The sequence below is a fragment of the Microcoleus sp. C2D2 genome (assembly GCF_036702495.1).
In the GTDB taxonomy this organism is placed as follows: domain Bacteria; phylum Cyanobacteriota; class Cyanobacteriia; order Cyanobacteriales; family Microcoleaceae; genus Microcoleus.
The window spans coordinates 1-23,082 of the sequence record NZ_JAUBTO010000098.1; the positions used below are offsets into that span (position 1 = coordinate 1).

Annotated in this window: 24 protein-coding genes and 1 pseudogene; 14 read left to right on the forward strand and 11 right to left on the reverse strand. The window is 45.6% G+C overall.

The window, feature by feature from the left end:
• Window positions 1-13 precede the first annotated feature (13 nt).
• Together QUB61_RS25930 and QUB61_RS25935 are read right to left on the reverse strand one after the other, a co-directional pair.
• On the reverse strand, window positions 14-487 hold the full coding sequence (locus tag QUB61_RS25930; RefSeq protein ID WP_333133017.1) for a hypothetical protein: 474 nt from the start codon (window positions 485-487) through the stop codon (window positions 14-16).
• Between the two features lies 1 nt (window position 488).
• Window positions 489-758, reverse strand: a complete 270-nt coding sequence (locus QUB61_RS25935) for a hypothetical protein (protein WP_333133016.1) — start codon at window positions 756-758, stop codon at window positions 489-491.
• A gap of 180 nt (window positions 759-938) precedes the next feature.
• Here QUB61_RS25935 and QUB61_RS25940 point away from each other — a divergent pair, with 180 nt between their 5' ends.
• The 11 genes from QUB61_RS25940 (at window position 939) to proC (QUB61_RS25990) (ending at window position 9,226) form a co-directional block, all read left to right on the forward strand.
• Window positions 939-1,199, forward strand: a complete 261-nt coding sequence (locus QUB61_RS25940) for a hypothetical protein (RefSeq protein WP_333133015.1) — start codon at window positions 939-941, stop codon at window positions 1,197-1,199.
• On the forward strand, window positions 1,199-1,843 hold the full coding sequence (locus QUB61_RS25945) for a TraX family protein (protein WP_333133014.1): 645 nt from the start codon (window positions 1,199-1,201) through the stop codon (window positions 1,841-1,843). The genes QUB61_RS25940 and QUB61_RS25945 overlap by 1 nt, the downstream gene beginning before the upstream one ends.
• Window positions 1,844-1,885: 42 nt before the next feature.
• A complete protein-coding gene (locus tag QUB61_RS25950; protein WP_333133013.1) occupies window positions 1,886-2,107 on the forward strand; it encodes a hypothetical protein in 222 nt (73 codons plus the stop codon).
• 241 nt (window positions 2,108-2,348) lie between these two features.
• Complete coding sequence (der, locus tag QUB61_RS25955; protein ID WP_333133011.1) at window positions 2,349-3,710, forward strand: ribosome biogenesis GTPase Der; 1,362 nt, start codon at window positions 2,349-2,351, stop codon at window positions 3,708-3,710.
• Between the two features lie 236 nt (window positions 3,711-3,946).
• Entirely contained in the window at window positions 3,947-4,318 is a 372-nt protein-coding gene (locus QUB61_RS25960) for a four helix bundle protein (protein WP_333133010.1), read from the forward strand.
• A gap of 335 nt (window positions 4,319-4,653) precedes the next feature.
• The gene (locus QUB61_RS25965; protein ID WP_333133008.1) at window positions 4,654-5,649 is read left to right on the forward strand and encodes an energy-coupling factor transporter transmembrane protein EcfT; all 996 of its coding nucleotides are present in this window, start codon (window positions 4,654-4,656) and stop codon (window positions 5,647-5,649) included.
• Between the two features lie 185 nt (window positions 5,650-5,834).
• A complete protein-coding gene (gene acpS / locus QUB61_RS25970; RefSeq protein WP_333133007.1) occupies window positions 5,835-6,293 on the forward strand; it encodes a holo-ACP synthase in 459 nt (152 codons plus the stop codon).
• A gap of 35 nt (window positions 6,294-6,328) precedes the next feature.
• A complete protein-coding gene (pipX, locus tag QUB61_RS25975) occupies window positions 6,329-6,598 on the forward strand; it encodes a transcriptional coactivator PipX (protein WP_333133005.1) in 270 nt (89 codons plus the stop codon).
• Between the two features lie 72 nt (window positions 6,599-6,670).
• Entirely contained in the window at window positions 6,671-7,336 is a 666-nt protein-coding gene (locus QUB61_RS25980; RefSeq protein WP_333133003.1) for a YggS family pyridoxal phosphate-dependent enzyme, read from the forward strand.
• 117 nt (window positions 7,337-7,453) lie between these two features.
• Entirely contained in the window at window positions 7,454-8,068 is a 615-nt protein-coding gene (locus QUB61_RS25985) for a cell division protein SepF (protein WP_333133001.1), read from the forward strand.
• A gap of 312 nt (window positions 8,069-8,380) precedes the next feature.
• The gene (gene proC, locus QUB61_RS25990) at window positions 8,381-9,226 is read left to right on the forward strand and encodes a pyrroline-5-carboxylate reductase (RefSeq protein ID WP_333133000.1); all 846 of its coding nucleotides are present in this window, start codon (window positions 8,381-8,383) and stop codon (window positions 9,224-9,226) included.
• A gap of 149 nt (window positions 9,227-9,375) precedes the next feature.
• Here the strand turns inward: proC (QUB61_RS25990) and QUB61_RS25995 are convergent, their stop codons facing one another.
• A complete protein-coding gene (locus tag QUB61_RS25995) occupies window positions 9,376-10,137 on the reverse strand; it encodes a hypothetical protein (protein ID WP_333132998.1) in 762 nt (253 codons plus the stop codon).
• A 198-nt stretch (window positions 10,138-10,335) separates the two neighbouring features.
• Between QUB61_RS25995 and QUB61_RS26000 the strand changes: the two genes are divergently transcribed.
• Complete coding sequence (locus tag QUB61_RS26000; protein ID WP_333132996.1) at window positions 10,336-10,503, forward strand: hypothetical protein; 168 nt, start codon at window positions 10,336-10,338, stop codon at window positions 10,501-10,503.
• Window positions 10,497-11,027, forward strand: a pseudogene (proC, locus tag QUB61_RS26005) (pyrroline-5-carboxylate reductase); the annotation flags it as partial. The gene QUB61_RS26000 and the pseudogene proC (QUB61_RS26005), both read left to right, overlap by 7 nt.
• Window positions 11,028-11,063: 36 nt before the next feature.
• Here proC (QUB61_RS26005) and QUB61_RS26010 read toward each other — a convergent pair.
• From QUB61_RS26010 to QUB61_RS26025, 4 genes are all read right to left on the reverse strand, one after another.
• Window positions 11,064-12,713, reverse strand: coding sequence for an ABC transporter substrate-binding protein (locus QUB61_RS26010; RefSeq protein ID WP_333132995.1), 1,650 nt, complete (start codon window positions 12,711-12,713; stop codon window positions 11,064-11,066).
• 33 nt (window positions 12,714-12,746) lie between these two features.
• A complete protein-coding gene (locus tag QUB61_RS26015; protein WP_333132994.1) occupies window positions 12,747-13,448 on the reverse strand; it encodes a serine/threonine-protein kinase in 702 nt (233 codons plus the stop codon).
• A gap of 70 nt (window positions 13,449-13,518) precedes the next feature.
• Entirely contained in the window at window positions 13,519-15,921 is a 2,403-nt protein-coding gene (locus tag QUB61_RS26020; RefSeq protein ID WP_333132993.1) for a bifunctional serine/threonine-protein kinase/ABC transporter substrate-binding protein, read from the reverse strand.
• A 156-nt stretch (window positions 15,922-16,077) separates the two neighbouring features.
• Window positions 16,078-18,492 carry a bifunctional serine/threonine-protein kinase/ABC transporter substrate-binding protein gene (locus QUB61_RS26025; protein WP_333132992.1) on the reverse strand — a complete coding sequence of 805 codons (2,415 nt, stop codon included), beginning with the start codon at window positions 18,490-18,492 and terminating at the stop codon, window positions 16,078-16,080.
• A 166-nt stretch (window positions 18,493-18,658) separates the two neighbouring features.
• Here QUB61_RS26025 and QUB61_RS26030 point away from each other — a divergent pair, with 166 nt between their 5' ends.
• A complete protein-coding gene (locus QUB61_RS26030) occupies window positions 18,659-19,456 on the forward strand; it encodes a calcium-binding protein (RefSeq protein ID WP_333132991.1) in 798 nt (265 codons plus the stop codon).
• A gap of 101 nt (window positions 19,457-19,557) precedes the next feature.
• Here the strand turns inward: QUB61_RS26030 and plsY are convergent, their stop codons facing one another.
• From plsY to QUB61_RS26050, 4 genes are all read right to left on the reverse strand, one after another.
• Entirely contained in the window at window positions 19,558-20,241 is a 684-nt protein-coding gene (gene plsY, locus QUB61_RS26035) for a glycerol-3-phosphate 1-O-acyltransferase PlsY (protein WP_333132990.1), read from the reverse strand.
• 120 nt (window positions 20,242-20,361) lie between these two features.
• A complete protein-coding gene (locus QUB61_RS26040; RefSeq protein ID WP_333132989.1) occupies window positions 20,362-21,693 on the reverse strand; it encodes a DUF3086 domain-containing protein in 1,332 nt (443 codons plus the stop codon).
• Between the two features lie 59 nt (window positions 21,694-21,752).
• On the reverse strand, window positions 21,753-22,145 hold the full coding sequence (locus QUB61_RS26045; protein WP_333132988.1) for a DUF3119 family protein: 393 nt from the start codon (window positions 22,143-22,145) through the stop codon (window positions 21,753-21,755).
• A gap of 62 nt (window positions 22,146-22,207) precedes the next feature.
• Window positions 22,208-23,002: an MlaE family lipid ABC transporter permease subunit gene (locus QUB61_RS26050; RefSeq protein WP_333132987.1), complete on the reverse strand. Its 795-nt coding sequence runs from the start codon at window positions 23,000-23,002 to the stop codon at window positions 22,208-22,210.
• Between the last annotated feature and the right edge of the window lie 80 nt (window positions 23,003-23,082).

A 23,082-nucleotide genomic window follows, 5' to 3' on the forward strand; every position in this document is an offset into this window, starting at 1 on the left:
TAAAGGTTTCATCCTATTTTACCTTTTTTTGTCTACCCCCTTGACAATTTGCACTTTTTCTTAACTTGTCACAAATGTTACCAGATTGATTAAATCCAGCAGGCTTCATTGCAAGCAAAAAATAATAAACCTTACCGCTTACAAGTTGCCCAATATCTACGCCAGGAGTAACACTAAGCTTGCAATTGTAAGGGTTGACAATTTCACTCGCAACCATATCGAGCGGAGTTTCTAAACTACTAGCACCCGAATATTTAACCATCGCGACCATTGCATTCTGAACGTATGGCAGGCAAAGAGTAGCCTTGACAATTCCTTTGTCATTGGTTTCGGCACCGATCCACATAGCCCAGGAAGCAAAAACGGGATAACCAGCAATCAGGGTGGTTTTCATCCCAGCCGCTTTGGTCTGCTGAGAATTGCCACCGTTAGCAAATTTAAGCAAATCAGTTATTAACTGACGGCTTTCTGTGTCAGCACCAGGCATATCAATTACTCCTCTTATTTTCGTAGTAACGCTTCAAAAACTTTTGAGCCCAGCTTTCTTTCGGTGGATCTTGCTGCTGGGGTTGCGGCTGAGGTGTTGGCGGAGTATAAGCCGGAGCCGGAGCCGGAGAAGAAGCCGGAGCCGGAGCAGACGCAGAAGCTAAAACAACGCTTTCGACTGGCGGCACTGGTGGTGGCGGTGGAAACGAAGCAGCGCCAGGAAACGGGGACGAGCTAGTAACAACAGAAACAGCTAAAACCAAATCAATCATCAAAGTAACTCACAAAGTCAATAAACCTATATTCAGGGATACAAAATTAATTAACAATGGTAAAATCGCTTAACTTTTAATAAATGGTTTTAGTAGAGTAAACACTTATCTTTTTGTAAAGGGGTTGACTAAAAAATAAGGCGTCAGTAAAATATGTTAATCAAGTAAGAAACTAAAAATATGAGCAGAATAGATTGCTTGGTGTTAGCAAGCTTAGAAAAAAGAAGCCTTTCGCTAACTGGAATTACTCATAAAATAGCATCAAATAACATAGAAAAATTACCTACAAGAATAGGTATACACGCCAGACTTAAAAAATTAAACAACCAAGGCTTTGTTGTTTTTAACTGGCCAGAAGGACAAAAAATCTACACAATAACAAATAAAGGACTTTTAGAAATCAAACAATTTATAAATCAATTAATGAGGCTTGCAGCATAATGAACCAAAATGGAATTAAATGGTTAGCACTAATTCTAATGGTAATAGACCACATCGGATTTGTAGTAGAAGCCGAACCGATGCGAATCTTTGGTCGATTTAGTTTCCCATTATTTGCATGGGTGCTGGCTCAAAACTGGAAACGGCGAAAGCCAAACAATAGCGCCAAACCTTTAATTACGAAATTAGTGTTGTTTGGAATAATTTCTCAGATTCCCTATATAATACTATTCAACAAATTAGAATTCAATATATTGATTAGTTTTGCATTAGTTGTAATAACATTTACACAAATTCACAAAGCTCAAACAAACAAAAAAATCGTAATAATGATACTCGGATTAATAGCAGCTCAATTATGGGGAGTGGACTACGGGTGGTATGCGGTAGCGTGTCCGCTATTAATGATTAATTTAAAAGGCAAAGGTAATCGGGTATGGTGGATTAGTTGGATTATTACCAATACCATCTATGCAGCAAGCTCAGGCTATTTTTTGCAACTGTTCGCAGTGTTGACACCGCTAATATTGGCTTATCACAATCCCGCTAGAGACCGAAAGCCGACGGCGATCGAAAAAAGATTTTTTTACTACTTCTACCCAATCCATCTCGCGGGACTAGCAGCCTTAAAAGCAGTTATCTAAAATTGTTATTATCACCAGAAAATCTCAAACCAATTTACCGCAATGTCAGAAACAGAAAAACAGAAAAAAAGACGCGATAATGTCCGCAACCTTCGAGACATCAACAGAATACTAAGCCGAAAACTTCGAGACACGCAAAAATACCTATCGCAGCAAATTAAAAATATTGAAGCTGAGCGCGATAGGTACAAGCTCAAAGTTAAAGAACTAGCCAAAGAATTGGAACTCGAAAAAGCAAAAAACTCAGGTGGGGATTCCATTTAGCAATTTTTAGAGAAGGTGCAGCAAGCTTTTATCGTTACCAGGCTCTGGTAATCCAGATTAACAGTCCGAGCGTACTTTATCTGGTTTCCGGAGGTCGCCATGAGTTCGCGGTGCGGGCCGCACAGCCCCGGAGGGCGTACAATACACGATGCAGCCCGATCGCATACAATCTGGGCCAGTTTCGCTTACAATAAAAGGCTAAACCTCAAAATTACGGCGCAGCCTAATTGCTGCTACTTTTATGTCTCTACCTATAGTTGCTATTATTGGACGCCCCAATGTAGGCAAATCGACGATCGTCAACCGTTTAGCCAACACCCAAGATGCGATCGTCCACGACGAACCGGGAATCACGCGCGATCGCACTTACAGACCAGCATACTGGGGCGATCGGGAATATCAAGTCGTAGACACCGGCGGTCTAGTATTCGACGACGAGACAGAATTTCTACCTTTAATTCGCGAACAAGCAATGGCGGCCCTGGCAGAAGCCAGCGCAGCCATTTTCGTAGTAGACGGACAAACCGGGCTCACCGGCGGCGACGAAGCGATCGCATCTTGGCTGAGACTGCAAAAAGTCCCCGTCATTCTCGCCGTCAACAAATGCGAATCGGAAAATACAGGACTCACCCAAGCAGCCGACTTTTGGCAATTGGGACTGGGAGAACCTTTCCCTATTTCCGGCATTCACGGCAACGGCACCGGCGAATTGCTCGACAAATTAATAACTTATCTCCCCACGGAAGTATTATCAGAAGTTGAGGAAATTAAAGTAGCAATTATTGGTCGTCCCAACGTCGGCAAATCGAGTTTGTTAAACGCATTTCTTGGAGAAAATCGCGCTATAGTCAGCCCGATTTCCGGCACAACCCGCGACGCGATCGACACCTTAGTAGAACGCAACGGTAAAACCTACCGCCTGATCGACACAGCCGGAATACGCAAAAAGAAAAACGTCGAATACGGCGCAGAATTTTTCGGGATCAACCGCGCTTTCAAAGCCATCCGCCGCGCCAACGTCATACTGTTAGTAATTGACGCAATTGACGGCGTTACGGATCAAGACCAAAAATTAGCCGATCGCATCAGCCAAGAAGGTCGAGCCTGCATCATAGTTGTCAACAAATGGGATGCCGTAGAAAAAGACTCCGACACCATTTACGAGTACGAAAGAGAAGTAAGAACCAGACTTTATTTCCTCGACTGGGCAGAAATGATTTTTGTTAGCGCCATGAGTGGACAGCGAGTTGAAAAAATCATTGAATTAGTAGACAAAGCCTCCGACGAACACAAACGTCGCGTCCCTACCGCCGTCATTAACGAAGTCATAGAAGAAGCCACAACCTGGCACTCAGCCCCAGTTACCCGCCAAGGAAAACAAGGCAAAATCTATTACGGTACTCAAGTGCGATCGCAGCCACCGACAATTGCGCTATTTGTCAACGATCCCAAACGCTTCACCGAAAATTACCGCCGCTACATGGAAAGCCAATTTCGCAAACACCTCGGCTTTACCGGTACACCAATGCGGCTGCTTTGGAGAGGCAAAAAAGTTCGTGCCACCGAAATGAGCACAACAAACAGAGCACTGCGCGTCAAGTAATTTTAGATTTTAGATTTTGGATTTTAGATTGAAGAAAAGATGCTGTTAGATCAATACTTCGGACTGTTTTTGATTGCCAACCGTAGAATAAGGGTTTCAAGGCTCCAAGGCAAGTTCCCTACCAAGGTCAAATCGAGGGTTTCAGACGGCGAACTAAAAACTGTCCGGACTATTGTTAGATGATATAATTGATTGCCAATTACAGCCCAATTTTTCATCTAAAATCTAAATATGGGATGAACGAACAAGAGTTTAAACACAGAACGAAGGCTCTAGCATTAAGAGTTATTAAGCTAGTAAGTTCGCTGCCAAAAAATACCGTTTCTGAGGTAATTGGCAAGCAGTTAATTCGTTCAGGAACTTCTGTCGGGGCTAACTATCGAGCAGCTTGTCGCGTTAGGTCAACAGCCGACTTAATTGCTAAACTCAGAATAGTTGAAGAAGAAGCAGATGAATGTCTTTACTGGATGGAGCTGATAGTTGAAGCTAAATTAGTAGATGTGGCTAATTTGAGGAGTATCATGTCAGAAACAAATGAAATTTTAGCGATGACAGTTGCCTCCATCAAAACTTTAATTGCTAAAAACCCAACAGCAAATCGCAAATAAAACAATGTCAAATCCCCAACCAAAATTTCCAATCAAAAATCCAACAATCAACTAATCCCAATCAAACAATCAAACAATCAAACAATCAAACAATCCCCAATCCATCAATCCATCAATCCATCAATCCATCAATCCATCAATCCATCAATCCATCAATCCATCAATCCCCCAATCCATCAATCCCCCAATCCATCAATCCATTAATCCCCCAATCCATCAATCCCCCAATCCATCAATCCCCCAATCCATCAATCCCCCAATCCATCAATCCCCCAATCCATCAATCAAACAATCAAACAATCTAAAATCTAAAATCTAAAATCTAAAATCGCAAGATGGACTTACTTCGATCGCTCCCCATAGGACTGTACCTAGAACAACCAGTAACCTGGCTTCACCGGCTAGACTCCCGCGTAAAACTAGCCTGGTTGATGACATTTCTGATTGCGCCAATCCTCGCCAATCCCATCTGGCGGTTGATGCTAGTAGGAATGTTAATCGTACTGACACTAACAGCAGCAATTCCCTTGCGGGTGTGGAAGCAGCAAATGGGACTGCTGCTGCTATTCTGCATTTTAGTATTTGGTCTGAGCGCGATCGCCCCCGACGGACTCCCCTCAGAACACCAGCCCCGCCTCCCCGCCGACGAATTAACCTTTTCCCAACAGCCCGCAACTCTTCCACCCCCGCCCCAACCAAAACCCTGGTACAAACCTTTTAATTTAGACTCAAACTTCCCCATCCTAAATCCCAAATCCCAAATCTCAAATCAACTCCCCCAACCCACAAACTACAGTTACGTTTTATTCAAACAAGGCCCGATTAAAATCACCCGCAAATCCATAGATTTAGCTATCAACGTCAGCACCCTATTTTTCACAGTAATTTACAGCACCAACCTCTACCTCCTCACCACAGCCAGCGAAGAAATCACCTGCGCCATTGAAAACTTAATGCAGCCCCTGCGCCGCTTGCACTGGCCTGTCACCGAAATAGCGCTAACATTAACCTTATCTTTGCGGTTCATTCCCCTAGTATTGGAAGAAATACAAAATTTAGTGCGATCGGTGAGTACCCGAGCGATAAACTGGAAAAAACTCGGATTTCGTCGCGCCGCTCAAGTTTGGTTGATGATAGCCGAGCGGCTGTTAGAAAACTTGCTCCTGCGAGCTGAACAAATAGCCAGCGCCATGAAAGTTCGCGGCTTTACCAGTCCCGATCGACACCGTGTAGAATGGCACCAGTTGCAATTGAAAATCCGAGACTGGATCGCCCTCGGCTGCTTGATCGTCCTCTGGAGTGCCCGCTTGGTTTGGGGTTGGGACAGTTAAGATTTTAGATTTTAGATTTTAGATTGATTGATTGATTGATTGATTGATTAGATTTGAGATGGAAGAATTGGGAAGGACTGATGAAGCTCGTCGTTTGGAACACCGGTCTACATTTGAGTAAGTTTTGTCTGGTACGCGACAGTCCTGCTAAAGTAATGGAGACAAATATTTAGAGATCCAAAACCTTGAACATCTATCTTGGGACAGATATCGTATATGTTCCGCGCATTCAAGCGGCATTAGATCGGTTTGGCGATCGCTTCCTCGAAAAAGTTTACACGCCCGCCGAACAAAGGGATTGCGGCCAACTAAATTCTCAACACAGCAGCATTAAAGGTAAAATGAATCGAGTTTCCTGCAACCAACTAGCGGGGCGCTGGGCAGCAAAAGAAGCCGTTGTCAAAGCTCTAGGCACGGGATGGCGGGGAATACGGTATGCAGATGTGGAAATTCGGCGCTCCGAAAACGGTGCTCCAAATGTGCAACTCCACGGAACCGCAGCAGCACGAGCCTGTGTTTGGGGAAATTGCCAGTGGCAATTGAGCCTCAGCCACGACGGAGACTATTGCACGGCTACGGCGATCGCCCTTTGTACCCCGCTCTCAAACAACGCTGTCGGGCGATCGAGCGAAACTAAAATCTAAATCTTTAATCTAAAATTGATCGATTGTGAGCGTTAATGACTACAGAAACCTACTTGAATCATCCAAACTTTGGGCTCCTCTTCAGGGTATCCCAGGTTGAAGACAGCCAAGAATTATTTACCACCCTATACGCCCAACGCCTGTTTTTTTTGGTGACAAACGGCCCTGGCGGCCTGAGATTTGAACCAATCAGCCGCTCCGACGCTCGCCTCATGGTCGAAATTCGCCTGCGATCCCTGCGTCGCAGCGGTCAATATCAAGAGTACGACCAATTGCAGACCATTCACCAGCGCACGTTTCAATAACGAAAATTAGTAATTTGGTAATTGGTAACTGTCTTAATTTTCCTTCCCTCCAGTCAAGAGCGTTGAGCAACCATGACCATAGCCTCTCGAATTAACAGCATTCGCCAACACTTGCCCGAATCAGTGCGGTTAATTGCCGTTACCAAACAGGTACCAACTGATGCTATCCGGGAAGCATACGACGCGGGTATCCGGGATTTTGGTGAGAGTAAGGTTCAAGAGACTGCCGAAAAACAAAGCCAACTGCAAGATTTACCGGATATCAACTGGCACTTGATCGGCCACTTGCAAGCCAACAAAGCCGCCAAAGCCCTAGAGCATTTCCAGTGGATTCATTCTCTAGACAATTTAAAAATCGCTCAGCGACTTTCGCGCTTGGCGGGCGAAAAGTCATGCTCTCCCCAAGTCTGCCTGCAAGTCAAAATGTTGCCGGATCCGGACAAATACGGCTGGAGCGTTCCAGAACTGCTTGCCGACCTTCCAGAACTCAACAAATGTCAGCATATCAAAATTCAAGGTTTGATGACAATACCCCCACAGGGGTTAAATGAGTCGCAAATCCTAGAATTATTTAACAGCACTCGCGAACTTGCTGACAAAATCCAGCAGCAAAATTTGCCCTGCATTCAAATGCAGCAGCTCTCGATGGGGATGTCGGGAGATTATCATTTGGCAATTCGAGCAGGTGCTACTATGGTACGGCTAGGACAAACTTTATTTGGCTCTAGGAGGGGATAAATAATTGAAATCTTCTGATAAAGACGATTTAGGTTAAATATAGAGTTGTCAGCCACCCGCGACTGACGCGCAACGCGAGTATAGTCGGGGTAGCAAAGTCGTGAAGGAGCGTGAATCATGAATATTTTTTCTAAACTGCGAGATTTTGTAGGCTTCAATAATGAGCCTGATTACGATGACGTGTACGACGAAACGGAAGGGGAGCGGTATCAGAACTTTTACCAAGCGCCTGAACCGAACCCCGCTGCAGTCGCAGCAGAAGAAGAACGCCGTCAAAATCGTAGAATGCGGGAGCGGTCAGTAGTAGGATCGACAGGTATGGATGTCGTTGCACCAACCGGGGGAGTAGGGTCAGTAATGAATAACGTGATTGGAATGCCTGGAGCTATGAACGGGATTTCGGAAGTTGTAGTCATGGAGCCGCGCACTTTTGAAGAGATGCCGGCAGCAATTCGAGCTCTTAAGGAACGGAAGTCTGTGGTTTTGAACCTGACGGTGATGGACCCAGACCAAGCGCAAAGAGCTGTGGACTTTGTCGCGGGCGGTACTTATGCCCTTGACGGTCATCAAGAGCGAATTGGCGAAAGTATTTTCTTGTTTACGCCTAGCTGCGTGCAGGTGAGAACTCAGTCTGGTGTGGTTCACGAAGTGCCTCCAGCCCAAGGACGGCCCCGCCCTGCTGCTCCTGCACCGACAGTCTGGCCTGCAGAACAAGCTCCAATGGCTCAGTAGTTATTAGTCAGTAGTTATTAGTCATTAGTCATTAGTCATTAGTCATCAGTCATCAGTCTTTAGTCTTTAGTTATTAGCCCGTAAGCTTTTAACTAGGCAGCTCCTGAATTTTGTATTCTGCAAGTTCTGGGTTCTTAACTCTTAGCTAAGACAGTTGACTGATAACTAATGACTACTCACGGACTAATGACTAATGACTAATGACTGTTGACTAATGACTAATGACTAATAACTACTGACTAATGACTGTTGACTAATGACTAATGACTAATGACTGTTGACTAATGACTAATGACTAATGACTGATGACTAATGACTAACATAAAATTTGGTACGATCGGCGGCGGGGTAATGGGAGAAGCTCTCTTATCCCGCTTAATAGCACAGAAAGTTTATTTGCCTTCAGAAATATTGGTGAGCGACCCACAGCTTCAACGGCGCCAATTTTTGACGGAAACCTACGGGATTGGAACAACAGCCAGCAATCTAGAAGTTGCTGCAGCTACAGAAGTGCTGTTTTTGGCGATTAAACCGCAAGTTTTTGATACGGTAGCTTTGGAGTTGGCGGTGGCGGCCGATCGCAAACAGGGAAATAATGGAGAAACGGCTGATTCCAAGCCAGAAGCGCTGGTAGTGTCGATTTTGGCAGGAGTGCCGCTGAGCAAGCTAGAACCGACTTTTCCCGGGCGGGGAGTGCTGCGGGTGATGCCGAATACTCCGGCAACGGTAGGAGCGTCCATGAGCGCGATCGCCCCGGGAAAACTTGTTCAACCGGCTGATTTAGAATTGGTAAAGCGCATCTTTCAGGCCGTGGGAGAAGTGGTAGAAGTACCTGAGAGTATGCTCGATGCGGTGACTGGGCTTTCGGGTTCCGGGCCAGGTTATGTAGCAATTTTGATAGAGGCCTTGACAGATGGCGGAGTTTGTGCGGGTTTGCCACGGGCGATCGCCTCTCAATTAGCTTTGCAAACAGTATTCGGTACGGCGAAGCTATTGCAAGAAACGGGAATGCACCCAGCAGAATTGAAAGATCGAGTTACAAGTCCCGGCGGCACAACTATTGCGGGGATTGCTAAATTAGAGAGTAACGGCTTTCGTTCTGCGCTGATCGAAGCAGTGAAAGCAGCTTGTTTGCGTTCTCAAGAATTGGGTAAATAAGCCAGGAATTACGCACAGAATAAATCAGAAACGATTTCAATATAAGTCACAAAAAAAGCGATCTCACAGAAGAAGTGCGATCGCTTTTTTTAACTTGCGTGGTGACCAGATTAGAAGCCGATCCGCAGGAGTGGATAGCTATCCTGGAACTATACACCTGCGTTTTTTCTCTGTTTGCGTTTATTGGTAACTCCCCAAGCAGCAAAAGCCAGGGTACCTAATATAGTGCAGGGTTCGGGAACCGGTTCAGCGGCTGATTGAAGCTCAAAGTTAGCTACTACGGAACCAGTGTTGTCATTGTAAGTTCCAGGTAATCCTTGAACAGAGCCTGCATCTGCGAAACCCAGAAAGAGCCGAGTTGCTTGCTCAGGTACTAAAAAACGCTGTATACTTCCCGAACCACTACCTGTTAAACCATCACCAATAAAAAAAGTTTGGTTGAGCAGGGGTGATAATTCCGCAAAGCTGGTATTATTTGTGAAATTAAGAGGTGATGGTCCTGAACCTGTGGGTTCAGAATCATTGAGAAATACGCCAACTAAAAAACCCAACCCGCTGTCGTTCCGTATCCCAGAAATTCCGCCATAAGACAAGATATTTGTACCAGAAAAATAAGGACGCCCATCTCCACTCGCATTAGAAGTTTCGGGAGAAGCCCCATAATTAACAATTCCACTAATGTTTGAGAAGGTAAGCACTTGACCTGGGGCAGCAGCAAAATTGTACAGAGGTGGAAGTTGTCCCCCAGTACCACCGCCGGGAGCTGGTGCAGATATCTTACCTGCGCCAAATATGTTAGAATTTCCTGTGATAGTAAGCTGGGCAGCTTTGACTGGATTGACATTGGTTACTGCTAATCCTAAACCGATGGCAGCCAAAGTATTAACGATTTTTTTGGCAACGTTCGTCATCTAATTTTTCCTCGGGTACTTGAGATTCTATTTGACCGCTAGCAATAAGCTGCTAGCTGAGTTCCTAAACTTGTTTGTTAGCTTTCGCTGGTGCTTAAGTTATTTTTAACAATACTGCAAATGCTTTAGATTTAAGTGTGATATCGATCGTAAGGGAAGGTGATAAAGCGATCCCAAGCCAGATGGGAGAACTTAGAGGTGATAAAGCAATACCAAGCCAGATATGAGAACTCAGAGCTATTTAAACCCCGATCGATCGTGATTTCAGGGACTGTCGTCAAAGTCAGACATTCAGGAGATTTAATCGGTTTTGTTGATAGTGTAACGCCTGCTCAACTGCAAAACAGCATTCTAAAGCGCTGGTAGTGTCGATTTTGGCAGGAGTGCCACTGAGCAACCTAGAACCGGCTTTTCCCGGGCGGGGAGTGCTGCGGGTGATGCCGAATACTCCGGCAACGGTAGGAGCGTCCACGAGCGCGATCGCTCCGGGAAAACTTGTTCAACCGGCTGATTTAGAATTAGTAAAGCGCATCTTTCAGGCAGTGGGAGAAGTGGTAGAAGTACCTGAGAGTATGCTGGATGCGGTGACTGGGCTTTCGGGTTCCGGGCCAGGTTATGTAGCAATTTTGATAGAGGTCTTGACAGATGGCGGAGTTTGTGCGATTTGGCCACGGGCGATCGCCTCTCAATTAGCTTTGCAAACAGTATTCGGTACGGCCAAGCTATTGCAAGAAACGGGAATGCACCCAGCAGAATTGAAAGATCGAGTTACGAGTCCCGGCGGCACAACTATTGCGGGGATTGCTAAATTAGAGAGTAACGGCTTTCGTTCGGCGCCGATTGAAGCAGTGAAAGCAGCTTGTTTGCGTTCTCAAGAATTAGGTAAATAAGTCAGGAATAACGCACAGAATAAATCACAAATGAGTTCAATCGCACTTTAAACCTGCCGCTTTTGCCGTCGGATATTTGACGGGAACAAAAGCTACACCAAACTGTTCTTTTCGACACTTGACAATATGCACTAACTCCGGTCGAAAATTTTGGCGATCGCCGTTCGCATCAAACTCAATAGTTCCGGTTGCTCCTGTGGAACTAAAATTCGGACTCGCAATAGTTTTCTGCATCCCTTCGCGACTGGGTTGCTGTTGGATTTCTATTGCTTTAATTAGCGTCCGAGTTGCATCGTAGGTTAAAGCTGTGCGGTGGTTGACGTTTCCTCCCCAAAGCTTTCGAGCATTATCGGCAAATGTGCGGTTGGGAGCAGTTAAAGGATGCCAAGAGGATGATGTCACCAGTTTCTCAAAAGACGGTAATTGGGAGGCGGTTTCTAAGGTTTTCTGGCTGTAGATTCCCCCGGTTCCCACTACCCAATTGCGATCGCCATTGGCTTTAATAAGTGCCATTGCATTTTTGACTGCATCCGGGACATGACTCGTAGTTAAGACGATCGCTGTTTTCTCGCTTCGTTCGACTTCTTGTAATGCTAGTTCAACTTTGAAATTTTTCTTACACAAATCGAATTCAGTGATGCTGAAAATATTTCCTCCTGCTTGTCTAAACTGTTTTCTGAATTCTTCCCACAATGAAGAAGTAGCTTGAATCTCAGGACAGTAAAAACCCACCGCTTTTTTCTGACCGGCCTTTTCAATTAGATACTTTTTGAAAGCTTCAGCAGTAATTTGATTTCTAGGGACAGTGCGAAAGAAAAACTTCCGAGGTTTTTCTGTTAATTGTTCCGTTGTACTCCCAGGCGAAATTAAGACCAAGTGATTTTTGTCATAAATATCGACTGTATGCACAGTCATCTTGCTAGTATAGTGACCGACGACACCCAAAATCTCGGTTTGCTTGACGAGTGAAGAGGCCCTAGCTTGTGCCTCTGCTTTCAAATTGGCATCGTCAGCGATAATGACTCTAATACCCTTGCCATTAATATCTTTCCCTGCTAAAAAATCTTGACCTGGAAAGTCGTTATTGCGATCGGAATTAAAGAGTCCTAGGTTGACTTCTGTTTGGGCCTGGGCAATGCCGCGCAACATTTCTCTAGCCAAATCAGAATTGACAGTACCTCCTTCACTGTTGCTAATGGGAACGGCAACTGCAAGGGTGTAGTAATCAGCTTTTTTTGCCTTCAAAAGGGCATTATTCATGTAAATTAAAGTTTCTGGATCTTTGCGTTCTTCTTCGTTCCACGATTGTTTAAAGAAATTAAATGCGGATTGATAATTTGCATTTAAAAAATCATTAATTCCCCGTTGTTTTAAGCGAGAACCAGATGTTTTAATCAGGATTTCCTCGCCGCAACTCACAGCATCTCCCTGGATTAAAGGACAAGTTTTAGGTGTGAAAATTTTGTGTATTAAAAATGCTGCTAGCCCGAGGCATCCTGCGATCGCGATCGGCAAGCAGACTCTCAATGTATCTTGCCATTGGCGTTGATGGTTCGGTGGTGAGTGCAAAGCAGTTAGCGATCGCAAATCCTGCAACACTTCAGCAACAGATTGGTAGCGATCGTTAAAATGGTAGCGCACCATCTTATTTAAAACTTTTTTCAGCTTGTCGCTAATTTGTACCATCGGGCGATCGTCACTTGAGTAGTGCCAGACGAGTTACCCTGTTTTTTTATCATTAAAAAAGTCTTCAATATCTAAGCCGGCAAGCGCTTGAATGCCGATGATTCCTACAGCATAGATATCGCTGTTAAATCTGGGCTGATTTTTCCACTGTTCTGCCGGCATATAACCCTCGGTACCAATGGCACGAGTTTGAGTTATTTGACCGTTCTCGATCGCCAAAGTGCCGATCGCCTTTACTGCCCCAAAGTCAATTAACACAATTTTGCCGTCAAGCTTGCGTCGGATTAAGTTTGACGGTTTAATATCGCGGTGAATAATCCCTCGATCGTGGACGAAAGCTAAAACGGACAAAATATCTTGCAATAAATTAATAACTTCTGACTCCTGAAACTGCCTGAGAGAAGCGAGTTCATTGTTCAGCGGATTTCCTTCGATATATTCTTGAATTAAGTAAAATTTTCCCTTTTCCAGAAAGCGATCGATCAACTTGGGAATCTGCGGACACTTATCGAGATACTTCAGGGTTTTAGCTTCTTTTTCAAATTGCTGTTGTGCTTCCTCCAACAGCCGCGGATCGTTAGATTCAGGAGGCGGAATTTCCTTGACGACGCACAGGGGATTTTCGGGGCTGCCCAAAGCGTCGTTAGCCGTATAGGTTTTGGCAAACCCTCCCTCACCTAATTGACCGATAATTTGGTAGCGCTGGCGCAGAATATCCCCTGGATTCAGGCACATAAGTTTTTCACGATGATAGCGGTTTTCAGTTGAGTGAAGTACAGATTTCGGGTAGAAACTTAAAAGCATATCAGTCGCACTTTAAACCTGCCGCTGCCGCTGTCGGATACTTGACGGGAACAAAAGCCAGGCCGAACTGCTCTTTCGGACATTCTACAATATGCACCAAATCGCTGGGAGGATTTTTCCGATCGCCATTTGTCGGTGAGTTAAACTGAATGGTTCCTGTTGCTCCCCAAGCCCTAAAATCAGGAGATGAAAGCGTTCTTTGCATTCCTTCGCGACTGGGTTCCTGCTGCATTTCCAATGCTTTTATGAGTGCGCGCGCTGCATCGTAAGCTGAAGCTATACGAGTATTTCCCTCTTCTGCCCACAGCGATCGAACCTGTTTGCGAGTATTTCCCTCTTCTGCCCACAGCGATCGAACCTGTTGAGGAAATGCTCGATCGGGACTGTTTAAGGGATGCCAGCCAACAGAAAAAATTAGTTTTTCCAACAAATTTTGCGGTTGCTGGGATGCAAATTCCAACATTTGCGGACACATCAGCATCCATGCCCCGGCAATCCAATTGCGATCGGCGTTAAGTTTTATTATCTCAAATGCGCTGTCTAGGGATCTCGTATGATGGGGGTCTGGAACTAGCACGATCGCAGTTTCTCCCTTTGCCTGGATTTCCTCGATCGCTTTTTCGGCGTTGAAGTCTCTTCTTAATAAATCGAAATTGCGAATCCCGACTATTTCTCCCCCTCCGACATCTCGAAAATAGTTTGTGTAATCTTCCACAAAAGATGCGCCGAATGGGCTTCCGGGATTGTATAAAATTGCTGCTTGTGTTTGATTTTGTGCTAGGAGGTAGTCCGCTAAATCTCTCGCGATTAAACTGGTCGTATATGGAGTCCGAAAGAAATTTTTTTTAGGCTCATCTGTCAGCTCTTCCGTCGCTGCACCTGGAGACATCAAAACCAGATTATTGTTATTGTAAATATCTACAGCGTACATCGTCATCTCGCTGCTAGCGTGACCCACAACTGCTAAAATATCCGGTTGATTTACCAGTGAAATTGCTCTTTCTTTTGCCTCCTCTTCATCGTTCGCATCGTCAGCAATAATTACTTTAAGTCCTTTGCCCTTAATGGCTTTACTCGGTAAAAAATCTCGACCGGGAAAATCTCGATCGCTAGAATTGGACAGTCCCAAATTAACTTCTGTTTGCGCTTGAGCCACTCCGCGCAGATATTCTTTCGCCTGATCGCCAAGCTGAGAAAAACAGTCGGGATTTCTCCGACAAATGGAAAGGACTACAGCAATTGTGTAATAAGGAGCGTTGCTGACCTCCAGAAAAGCATTGTTCGTGTAAATTAAAGTTTCTGGATCTTTGCCGTATTCTTGATGCCACGATTCTTTGAATAAATTAAAAGCTTGCTCTGAATTTGAAGCTGCAAATTTTTCAACTCCTCTTTGCTTTAACCGAGGGCGAGAACTTGTAAGGAGAATTTTTTCTCCGGCACTTAAACCATCTGGGAGGACTAAACGAGGGTTTGAGGCCAAAGGTGTTCTGCTGTCACTGGCGATCGAATATTCCACTCCCACCTGCGTCGCAGTCTCAATCGGCGGTGAGGGCGATACCACCACCCGCAAATCCTGTAACACTTCAGCAGCGGATTGATAGCGATCGTTAAAGTGGTAGCGCACCATCTTGTTTAAAATTTCTTCCAGTTTGCTGTTAATTTCTCTCATCGGGCGATCGGGGGTTGAGTAGTGCCAGACGAGTTCCCCAGTTTTTTTATGATGCAAAAAGTCTTCAATATCTAACCCCGCGATCGCTTGAATGCCGATGATTCCCACAGCATAGATATCGCTGTTAAATCTTGGCTGATTGTTCCACTGTTCTGCCGGCATATAACCGTCTGTACCGATGACGCGAGTTTGAGTTATTTGACCGCCCTGAATCGCCAAATTGCTAATACCTTTGACTGCCCCAAAGTCAATCACAGCAATTTTGTTGGACCGGTTGCACCGGATTAAGTTTGACGGTTTAATATCGCGGTGAATAATATGTTTTTTGTGGACGCAATCTAAAACTTCTAAAATGTCCTGCAATAAATCAATAACTTCGGATTCCCTAAACTGCCTGCCTGAACCGATCTCTTTGTTCAGCGGATTTCCTTCAATATATTCTTGAATTAAGTAAAATCTTCCCTGTTCTTGAAAGTGTTCGATTAACCTGGGAATGCGCGAGCACTGTTCCAGAGATATCAGGGATTTAGCTTCTGTTTCAAATTGCACCTGTGCCCTGTGCAAAACATCGGGAGCCTTCGATTCAGGAGGCCCAATTTCCTTGACGACGCACAGGGGATTTGCGGGGCTGCCCAAAGCGTCGTTAGCCGTATAGGTTCTGGCAAATCCTCCCTCACCTAATTGACCGATAATTTGGTAGCGATCGCGCAGAATATCCCCTGGCTGTAGGCACATAAATTCTCCGATTCCCCGACTGGCTGCACTCGTTGACCTTGATTTTACCATCGGGCGGGAACCGGTTTATATAGTTTACTCACGAGTATGTAACGTCCCCCTCTGGCGGTTCATGTACCGCGAGCCAGGGCGGCTAACGCCAGAAAATTGAATCAATCACAAACCAGAGCGATCGCACTTTAAACTTGCCGCTGCCGCTGTCGGATACTTGACGGGAACAAAAGCGAGGCCGAACTGCTCTTTGGGACATTCTACAATATGTACCAAATCGCTGGGAGGATTTTTCCGATCGCCATTTGTTGGCGAGTTAAACTGAATGGTTCCTGTTGCTCCGTAAGCGCTAAAATCAGGAGACGAAAGCGTTTTTTGCATTCCTTCGCGACTTGGTTTTGGCTGCATTTCCAATGCTTTTATAAGTGCGCGGGCTGCATCGTAAGCCGAAGCTGTACGGGTATTTACCTCTCCTCCCCACAGCGAGCGAGCCTGTTGGGGAAATGCTTTGTTTGGACTGTTTAAAGGATGCCAGCCGACAGATAAGAGGAGTTTTTTAAACGACTTTTGCGGTTGCCCCGATGCAAGTTCTAAAGTTTCCGATCTCATCAGCGTCCATGCCCCTAAAATCCAATTACGCGCCGCGAAGCTATCGGGCAGGGACTCGGCGTTAAGTTTCACTATTTCAAAAGCGTTGTTTAGAGATGTCGTAACTTGAGCGTCCGGAACTAACGCGATCGCAGTTTCTCCCTTTCCCTCGATCTCCTTTATTGCTCTTTGGGCGTTGAAGTCTTTTTTAGATAAATCAAAATCGCGAATTCTGACTATTTTCCCCTTCTTGATGTCTCCAAAATACTTGGTGAACTCTTGCTTAAAAGATGCGCTGAATGGATTGGAAGGATTGTAGATAATTGTTGCTTGTTTTTGGTTTTTTGCAAACAGGTAGTCCGCTAAATTTTTAGCTATTAAACTGCTCGTATATTGAGTCCGAAATAAAAATTTTCTCGGCTCGTAGGTCAGTTCTTCTGTGGAAGCACCAGGAGAGATAGAGACCAGATTATTTCGCTCGTACTCATCTACTGCGGCCATCGTCATCTCGCTGTTAGTATGACCGATAACTGCTAAAATCTCCGGTTGATTTACCACTAAGTTTGCTATGTTTTTTGCCTCTTCTTCATCGTTCGCATCGTCAGCAATAATTACTTTAAGTCCTTTGCCATTAATGGCTTTACCTTGTAAAAAACCAAGACCTGGAAAGTCCCGAGCGCTCCTAGAATCGGGCAGTCCCAAATTAACTTCTGTTTGCGCTTGAGCCACTCCGCGCAGAACTTCTTTTGCCCGATCGCCAATGTGAGCAGGAGTGTCTGGATTTCTCGCTCCAATGGGAAGGGCTACAGCAATTGTGTAATAAGGAATCTTGTTGGCATCCAGAAAAGCATTGTTCATGTAAACTAAAGTTTCTGGATCGTTGCCGTATTCTTTCTGCCACGCTTCTTTGAAGATTTTCAAAGCTTGCTGTGGATTTGAATCTGCAAACTCATCAACTCCTTTTTGCTTGAGCCTTGGCTTAGAACTTGCAAACAGAATTTCTTCTCCAGCACTTAAGCCATCTTTGAAGACTAAAGCAGCTTTTGATGGGAAAATATTGTTGCGATCGATCGCGATCGCACCTGCCACCGCAATTGGTGCGATCGCCAACAACAGCCACTTCCACGGCAGAGGCGGCGCATCCAAGTCCCGCAACACCTTAGCAACAGATTGATAGCGATGGTTAAAGTGGTAGCGCACCATTTTGTTCAAAACATTTGCCAAACGTTTGTTAACATCCAGCATCGGTTGATTGAGAAGCGAGTAATTCCAGATAATTTCACCTGTCCTTGGGTCCTGGGGGAGTTCTCCCGGATGCACCCCCGTCAAAAATTGAATTGCAATCAGACCGACCGAGTAAATATCGCTGCATAATCTGGGTTGACCGTTTAATTGTTCGGGAGCGCTGTATCCGGGAGTGCCGATCGTTGTGGTTCTCGTTCTTCCCGATGCAGTTATCTCGACCGTGCCAATTTCTTTAACGGCTCCAAAATCAATTAAAACAATGTTTTCATCGCTGTTGCGCCGGATTAAATTCGACGGTGTAATGTCGCGGTGGATGACATTGTTCTCGTGGACAAACGTGAGAATTTCCAAGATATCTCGCAATAATTCTGTTACCTGTTCTTCTGTCCAGCGGTGATTGGGAATGAATTCTTTTTGTAAGGAATGTCCGTCAATATATTCTTGCACGATGTAGAACAGCCCGTTTTTTTGAAAATGCTCGATGAACGCGGGAATGCACGGGTGCTGACTTAAAAGTTTCAGAGTTTTGGCTTCTCTTTCAAATAGCTGTTTTGCCCTTTCCAAGGCTCGCGGATCTGTAGATTGAGGCGGCCTAATTTCCTTGACGACGCACAAGGGATTTGCGGGGCTGCCCAAAGCGTCGTTAGCGGTATAGGTTCTGGCAAATCCTCCCTCACCTAATTGACCGATAATTTGGTAGCGATCGCGCAGGATCTCCCCTGGCTTCAGACACATAGATTGTTTCATCCCCTTGACTTGCTGCACTCGTTGGTGTCGATAGTAGCACAAATATGACTTTTATGAACTCAAAGTTATGACTTTTATGAACTCAAAGTTATGAGTATATGAATTGACTTTGAGAGTGGCTTATTTGATAATCTTGGCATCTGAGATTTTAGGAACCAAATATTTTATGGCTTTACAAACAGATCCATCAGGAGTGCCTCGATTAATTGGCGACAATAGATCCGAATACGCTGATTTACTGTTCCGAAATACGGCTGAGTTCCCTTCGGGAGTTTGGATGTTGGGAGGTGACGATACAGTATACGGCGGGATAACTAATGAGTTAATATTTGGGAATGACGGAGAAGATTCGCTACTAGGATATTTTGGCAACGATTCTTTATTGGGAGGAAGAGGGAAAGATGTCCTGTGGGGACAGGACGGAAATGACAGTTTGGTGGGCGGTCAAGATGCAGATTGGCTTCTCGGTGGAGCAGGAGATGATATTTTATTGGGAGGGAGAGGCAATGATATTTTATACAGCGGTAACGGGAATGACACTCTGATAGGAGGTTTGGGTCGAGACTATTTGTCAAGTGTGGATAGTGGTGGTGCTTCGCCGGAAACCAGTGGAAGTAACTTATACGTCCTCCAACTAGAGTCAGGAGTTACTGATATCAATAAAGCCGATTCTATTAGATTTTTCCGAGTCGGTTTAGATCGGATTGGATTAGCAGGCGGTTTGACTGTGAACGATATAGTTTTGGATAACTTGACAAATGTGCAGGTGTTAGAAGAGTTTGATTTTTCAGAAGCTGCGAAACGCATTGTCTTCCCAGCCACTTATTTAACTCCTTTTACTGTTGTGACTTCAGGGACTCTCATCAAAGTCAGGAGTTCCGGAGATTTAATAGGGTTTGTCGATCGTGTAACGCCCAGTCAACTCCAAAACAGCATTATCTCAGTTCAGGGATTCTCAGCTTGAGGATGCGTTGCAACACATCCTACAAAAGCCCGATTTGAGACAGCTAACTTACAGTAAATTGCGGGTTTATTTATGGAATATTGGGGAGAGAATGGGACGAATTATCGATCGCTAGCTGCTGTTTCCAATTTCTCTCCAATCCTCGGTTCAGTACCGTTCAAAAGCCGCTGAATGTTGCTGCGGTGCCGCACAATTACAAATACGCCGCCCGCAATTCCAAACAATACATAAGCTAGCGGCTGATTTAAAGCAAACATCAATCCAGCCACGCTAATCGCACCAATAATTGAACTCAAAGAGACAATTCGCGACACCGCAAATACTATCCCGAAAATTCCGAAAGTTCCCAAACCAACTGGCCAGTACAAACCGAGCAAAACTCCCAAACTCGTAGCCACAGATTTACCGCCGGTAAACCCCAGCCAGATTGATTTGCTGTGGCCCAAAACAGCAGAGAAACCCGCCAAAGTTGCCATCCAAGGGAGGAGAGTTGCAGTATTTTCTAAACCTGCTGCGGTTGCTAGCTGCTCGGTAAAAGTGAGAGAGTAAATGTAGCGGATTAGGACGATCGCACTTACCCCCTTCAACACGTCAACCAGCAACACCCCCAACCCCGGCCACTTCCCCAAAGTCCTCAGTACGTTAGTCGCACCCGTCGAACCCGAACCAACCTCTCGAATATCAATTCCCAGCATCCATTTCCCCAAGGCGTACCCAGTTGGAATCGAACCCAGTAAATAAGCTGCTATTAACAGTGCGCCATTTAAAATTATCCAGTTAGCCATTTTTTAATTTGAGATTTCGTGTACTTTAAAAATTTGCAACCTTTCCCCTAGCATAATTAGCAATTAGCAATTAGCAATTACCAATTACCAATTACCAATTACCAATTACCAATTACCCAATCAAAAATCCTTAGCAGCCATCAAAGTTTGCGGATCGGCAGCAAAGGCCAGCCATAGCGGAAATTGCAGGATTGACAAACTAATTAAATCCTCAGTTTCATCAATGACAATTAGCGGCAATTTGCCATCTTTCACCAGTCGATCGGCTTTTTGAGCCAAAGCTTCCGCCGACTCAAACATAATAATCCCCCTTTCCGGGCCAAAATCGCTGCGAGTAATGCCCAAACAGTCCTGCAAACCCCGGCGCCACTCTCCCAAACGTTCTGGACTGTTCGCGAGTACCAAAGTCCGCACCCGTCCACCGTAGACGCTTCTGAGTACAGAAATAATTGTCGAAGTAATCAAGATATTTTGCAAGCGCGAACCCATAGTCCGCAAAGCGCCCCTTCCTCCTTGGGTGAAAAACCAGTTAGAAACTCGTTCCGCGTGGATGGGTTCAAAAGTGCGGCGGAGTTGCCAAGGCGGGCCGTAGTAGTCGGGGAGAGTGCGGTATTGATCGAGGGTGCGGCGAATTTGTTTGGCTTGTTCTTGAAATCCCTGTTCGGCAAATTTGGGATTTACCGGTGCTGAGGATTGAGACTCCTCAGCAGGAATTTGCTTGGGTGTCTCTTGCGCCGGTGGCGTCAAATCTAAGAGTTCGGCCGTAGCGGCCAAATCCTGCAAACTGCCTACTAGATAGTCTTTGAAACCCTGGACCCGAATGGCCAAATCTTGGGAAACGCCGGCAAAAGTGGTTCGCATTTCCTTTTGAATTCGATCGCGCCGGCGTTCGAGTTTTTCTACTTCGATTTGCAGCGCTTGTTTGCGCTGATCTAATTGAATCAAGCCGTCTTGTACCAAACGCCCGATCGATGCTTGAGCCTCGCCCAACGCTTCTATAGCATTGGCTTTCTCGGCTTCCAAGGCGGCAATTTTTTCAGTCAAATTTTGTTCTTGCTGCTGCAATTTTTTGACTCTCAGGGCCAACTGTTCGGTAACATTTTCTGCGCTGCGCGTTACCGTTTCTGCGGTTGCTGTTGGCTGGGAGTCTGCTGGAGGGTCGATTTGAGCGATCGGACTTTCTGATTCGCCATCGTCGGTGTTGAGCCCGATTTCGGCGAGGGCGCCTGCTTCGGCCACGAAGTCGGCGATTTCGGCATCTTCCTCGCCCAGCGGCGGGTCTGTTTCTGGCGGGAGTTGGGCTTGCAGCTCATTTTGGTCGATCCACAAATCCTGTGTTTGAGATAGAAGTTGGTACTCCGTCTCATTCACAGGTAAATCGACTTCGCCGTCACCGCTTGGGGCGGCTGGTTGTGCTTGCGGTTCTTGGGTTGGAGATTCGTCTGAATTCATGGGAAATTTTGTTCGGCGTGGGGCACGGAAAAGTTAAAAATTTAAAATTAACAACTTTTTTAGTCTTGACGGGGACAGCGCTGTTCTAAGCAGGTCTGTAGCATTTTACGATCGAATAGAATCGGGAAAGAGTGAATGCTGTTAATTTCTTTGAAGTAAAACCAAATCGGCACAGCGGGCCACAATATCCGCCAATTTTGCCATTCTCGGTAAGGAAAGCGGCGGATTAATTTGGACATTCGATAAATGTCCAAATCGGTTGGGGTAAATTGCAGCCGGAGGGTGGCGGCTTGGTACATCAGAAACAAGCCGAACAGCGAAACCGACAAACTCGCCCACTTCTGCACGAACAGCAGCGGTACGGCGGCCAGTACCAAAACTAGGGGAAGCGCATAACTCGGAGCGAGTTCGATCGTACTTGTCGGCGCAGTCGAAGAGGCAGTTGTATTCACGGGTTTAAATCAAGGGTAGTAAACGAATGTTGCCAATTATTCATATTTTATCTGTTCCTAGCTTACAAGCCTTTGAGTACGCTAGAGCCCGTCCCCTGAAACATCAGCCATGTCATAAAAAAGTTAAAAATAAAAATAGCCAGTAAAGCCGTCACCACCGCCGTAGTAGTCGATTGACCGACGCCTTTTGCCCCGCCGGTGGTAGTCAAACCCCAGCTAGTGCCAATTACAGCAATCAAACCACCGAACACAAAAGCCTTAATAGCCGCGCTGCAAATATCCCACAGACTCAGGAAATTGCGGACTGATTCTAAAAACACGTTTTGAGAGATGCCGTACATCGTCGTAGCAATCAGCAGTCCGCCGGCGATGCCGGTGACGAGACACATAATGGTTAAAATTGGCAGCATCAAGCAGCAAGCAAGGACGCGGGGAATTACTAAATAGTCGATCGGGTCTGTTCTGAGCATCAGCAGGGCATCTATCTGCTCTGTTACCTGCATCGTGCCGATTTCCGCTGCAAAAGCCGAACCTACCCGTCCCGTCACGATCACGGCTGTTAAGACCGGGCCGAGTTCGCGAGTCAAAGACAAAGCCAAAACGCCACCGACGACATTGCCGGCACCGAGGTTAATAAACTCCCTCGCCACCTGAATAGTAAATACCATGCCGACAAAACCCGCAGTCAGCAAAGCAATCAGCAGAGATTCCGGACCGACTGCTGCCATTTGGTCGAGGGTGTTGCGGCGGTGAATTTTGCCCTTCAGCAAGTGCAGCATGACTTGGCCGCCCAATAAAGTTGCTGCCAGCAACCGCTGACTCCACAAACTGAGGCTCGAAGATGTAGTGGTGCTCAAGGGGATTTCGAGTATAGAACAACTGCCAAAAATGAAATCTATCTACAAATCTTAAACAAGTTTTTTCTATAACATTTAAG

Excerpts from the sequence above, each read along its gene's own strand:
- QUB61_RS25930 (WP_333133017.1), bottom strand. The coding sequence starts at position 487 with ATGCCTGGTGCTGACACAGAAAGCCGTCAGTTAATAACTGATTTGCTT.
- QUB61_RS25935 (WP_333133016.1), bottom strand. The coding sequence starts at position 758 with ATGATTGATTTGGTTTTAGCTGTTTCTGTTGTTACTAGCTCGTCCCCG.
- QUB61_RS25940 (WP_333133015.1), top strand. The coding sequence starts at position 939 with ATGAGCAGAATAGATTGCTTGGTGTTAGCAAGCTTAGAAAAAAGAAGC.
- QUB61_RS25945 (WP_333133014.1), top strand. The coding sequence starts at position 1,199 with ATGAACCAAAATGGAATTAAATGGTTAGCACTAATTCTAATGGTAATA.
- QUB61_RS25950 (WP_333133013.1), top strand. The coding sequence starts at position 1,886 with ATGTCAGAAACAGAAAAACAGAAAAAAAGACGCGATAATGTCCGCAAC.
- der (WP_333133011.1), top strand. The coding sequence starts at position 2,349 with ATGTCTCTACCTATAGTTGCTATTATTGGACGCCCCAATGTAGGCAAA.
- QUB61_RS25960 (WP_333133010.1), top strand. The coding sequence starts at position 3,947 with ATGAACGAACAAGAGTTTAAACACAGAACGAAGGCTCTAGCATTAAGA.
- QUB61_RS25965 (WP_333133008.1), top strand. The coding sequence starts at position 4,654 with ATGGACTTACTTCGATCGCTCCCCATAGGACTGTACCTAGAACAACCA.
- pipX (WP_333133005.1), top strand. The coding sequence starts at position 6,329 with ATGACTACAGAAACCTACTTGAATCATCCAAACTTTGGGCTCCTCTTC.
- QUB61_RS25980 (WP_333133003.1), top strand. The coding sequence starts at position 6,671 with ATGACCATAGCCTCTCGAATTAACAGCATTCGCCAACACTTGCCCGAA.
- QUB61_RS25985 (WP_333133001.1), top strand. The coding sequence starts at position 7,454 with ATGAATATTTTTTCTAAACTGCGAGATTTTGTAGGCTTCAATAATGAG.
- proC (WP_333133000.1), top strand. The coding sequence starts at position 8,381 with ATGACTAACATAAAATTTGGTACGATCGGCGGCGGGGTAATGGGAGAA.
- QUB61_RS25995 (WP_333132998.1), bottom strand. The coding sequence starts at position 10,137 with ATGACGAACGTTGCCAAAAAAATCGTTAATACTTTGGCTGCCATCGGT.
- QUB61_RS26010 (WP_333132995.1), bottom strand. The coding sequence starts at position 12,713 with ATGGTACAAATTAGCGACAAGCTGAAAAAAGTTTTAAATAAGATGGTG.
- QUB61_RS26015 (WP_333132994.1), bottom strand. The coding sequence starts at position 13,448 with ATGTGCCTGAATCCAGGGGATATTCTGCGCCAGCGCTACCAAATTATC.
- QUB61_RS26020 (WP_333132993.1), bottom strand. The coding sequence starts at position 15,921 with ATGTGCCTACAGCCAGGGGATATTCTGCGCGATCGCTACCAAATTATC.
- QUB61_RS26025 (WP_333132992.1), bottom strand. The coding sequence starts at position 18,492 with ATGAAACAATCTATGTGTCTGAAGCCAGGGGAGATCCTGCGCGATCGC.
- QUB61_RS26030 (WP_333132991.1), top strand. The coding sequence starts at position 18,659 with ATGGCTTTACAAACAGATCCATCAGGAGTGCCTCGATTAATTGGCGAC.
- plsY (WP_333132990.1), bottom strand. The coding sequence starts at position 20,241 with ATGGCTAACTGGATAATTTTAAATGGCGCACTGTTAATAGCAGCTTAT.
- QUB61_RS26040 (WP_333132989.1), bottom strand. The coding sequence starts at position 21,693 with ATGAATTCAGACGAATCTCCAACCCAAGAACCGCAAGCACAACCAGCC.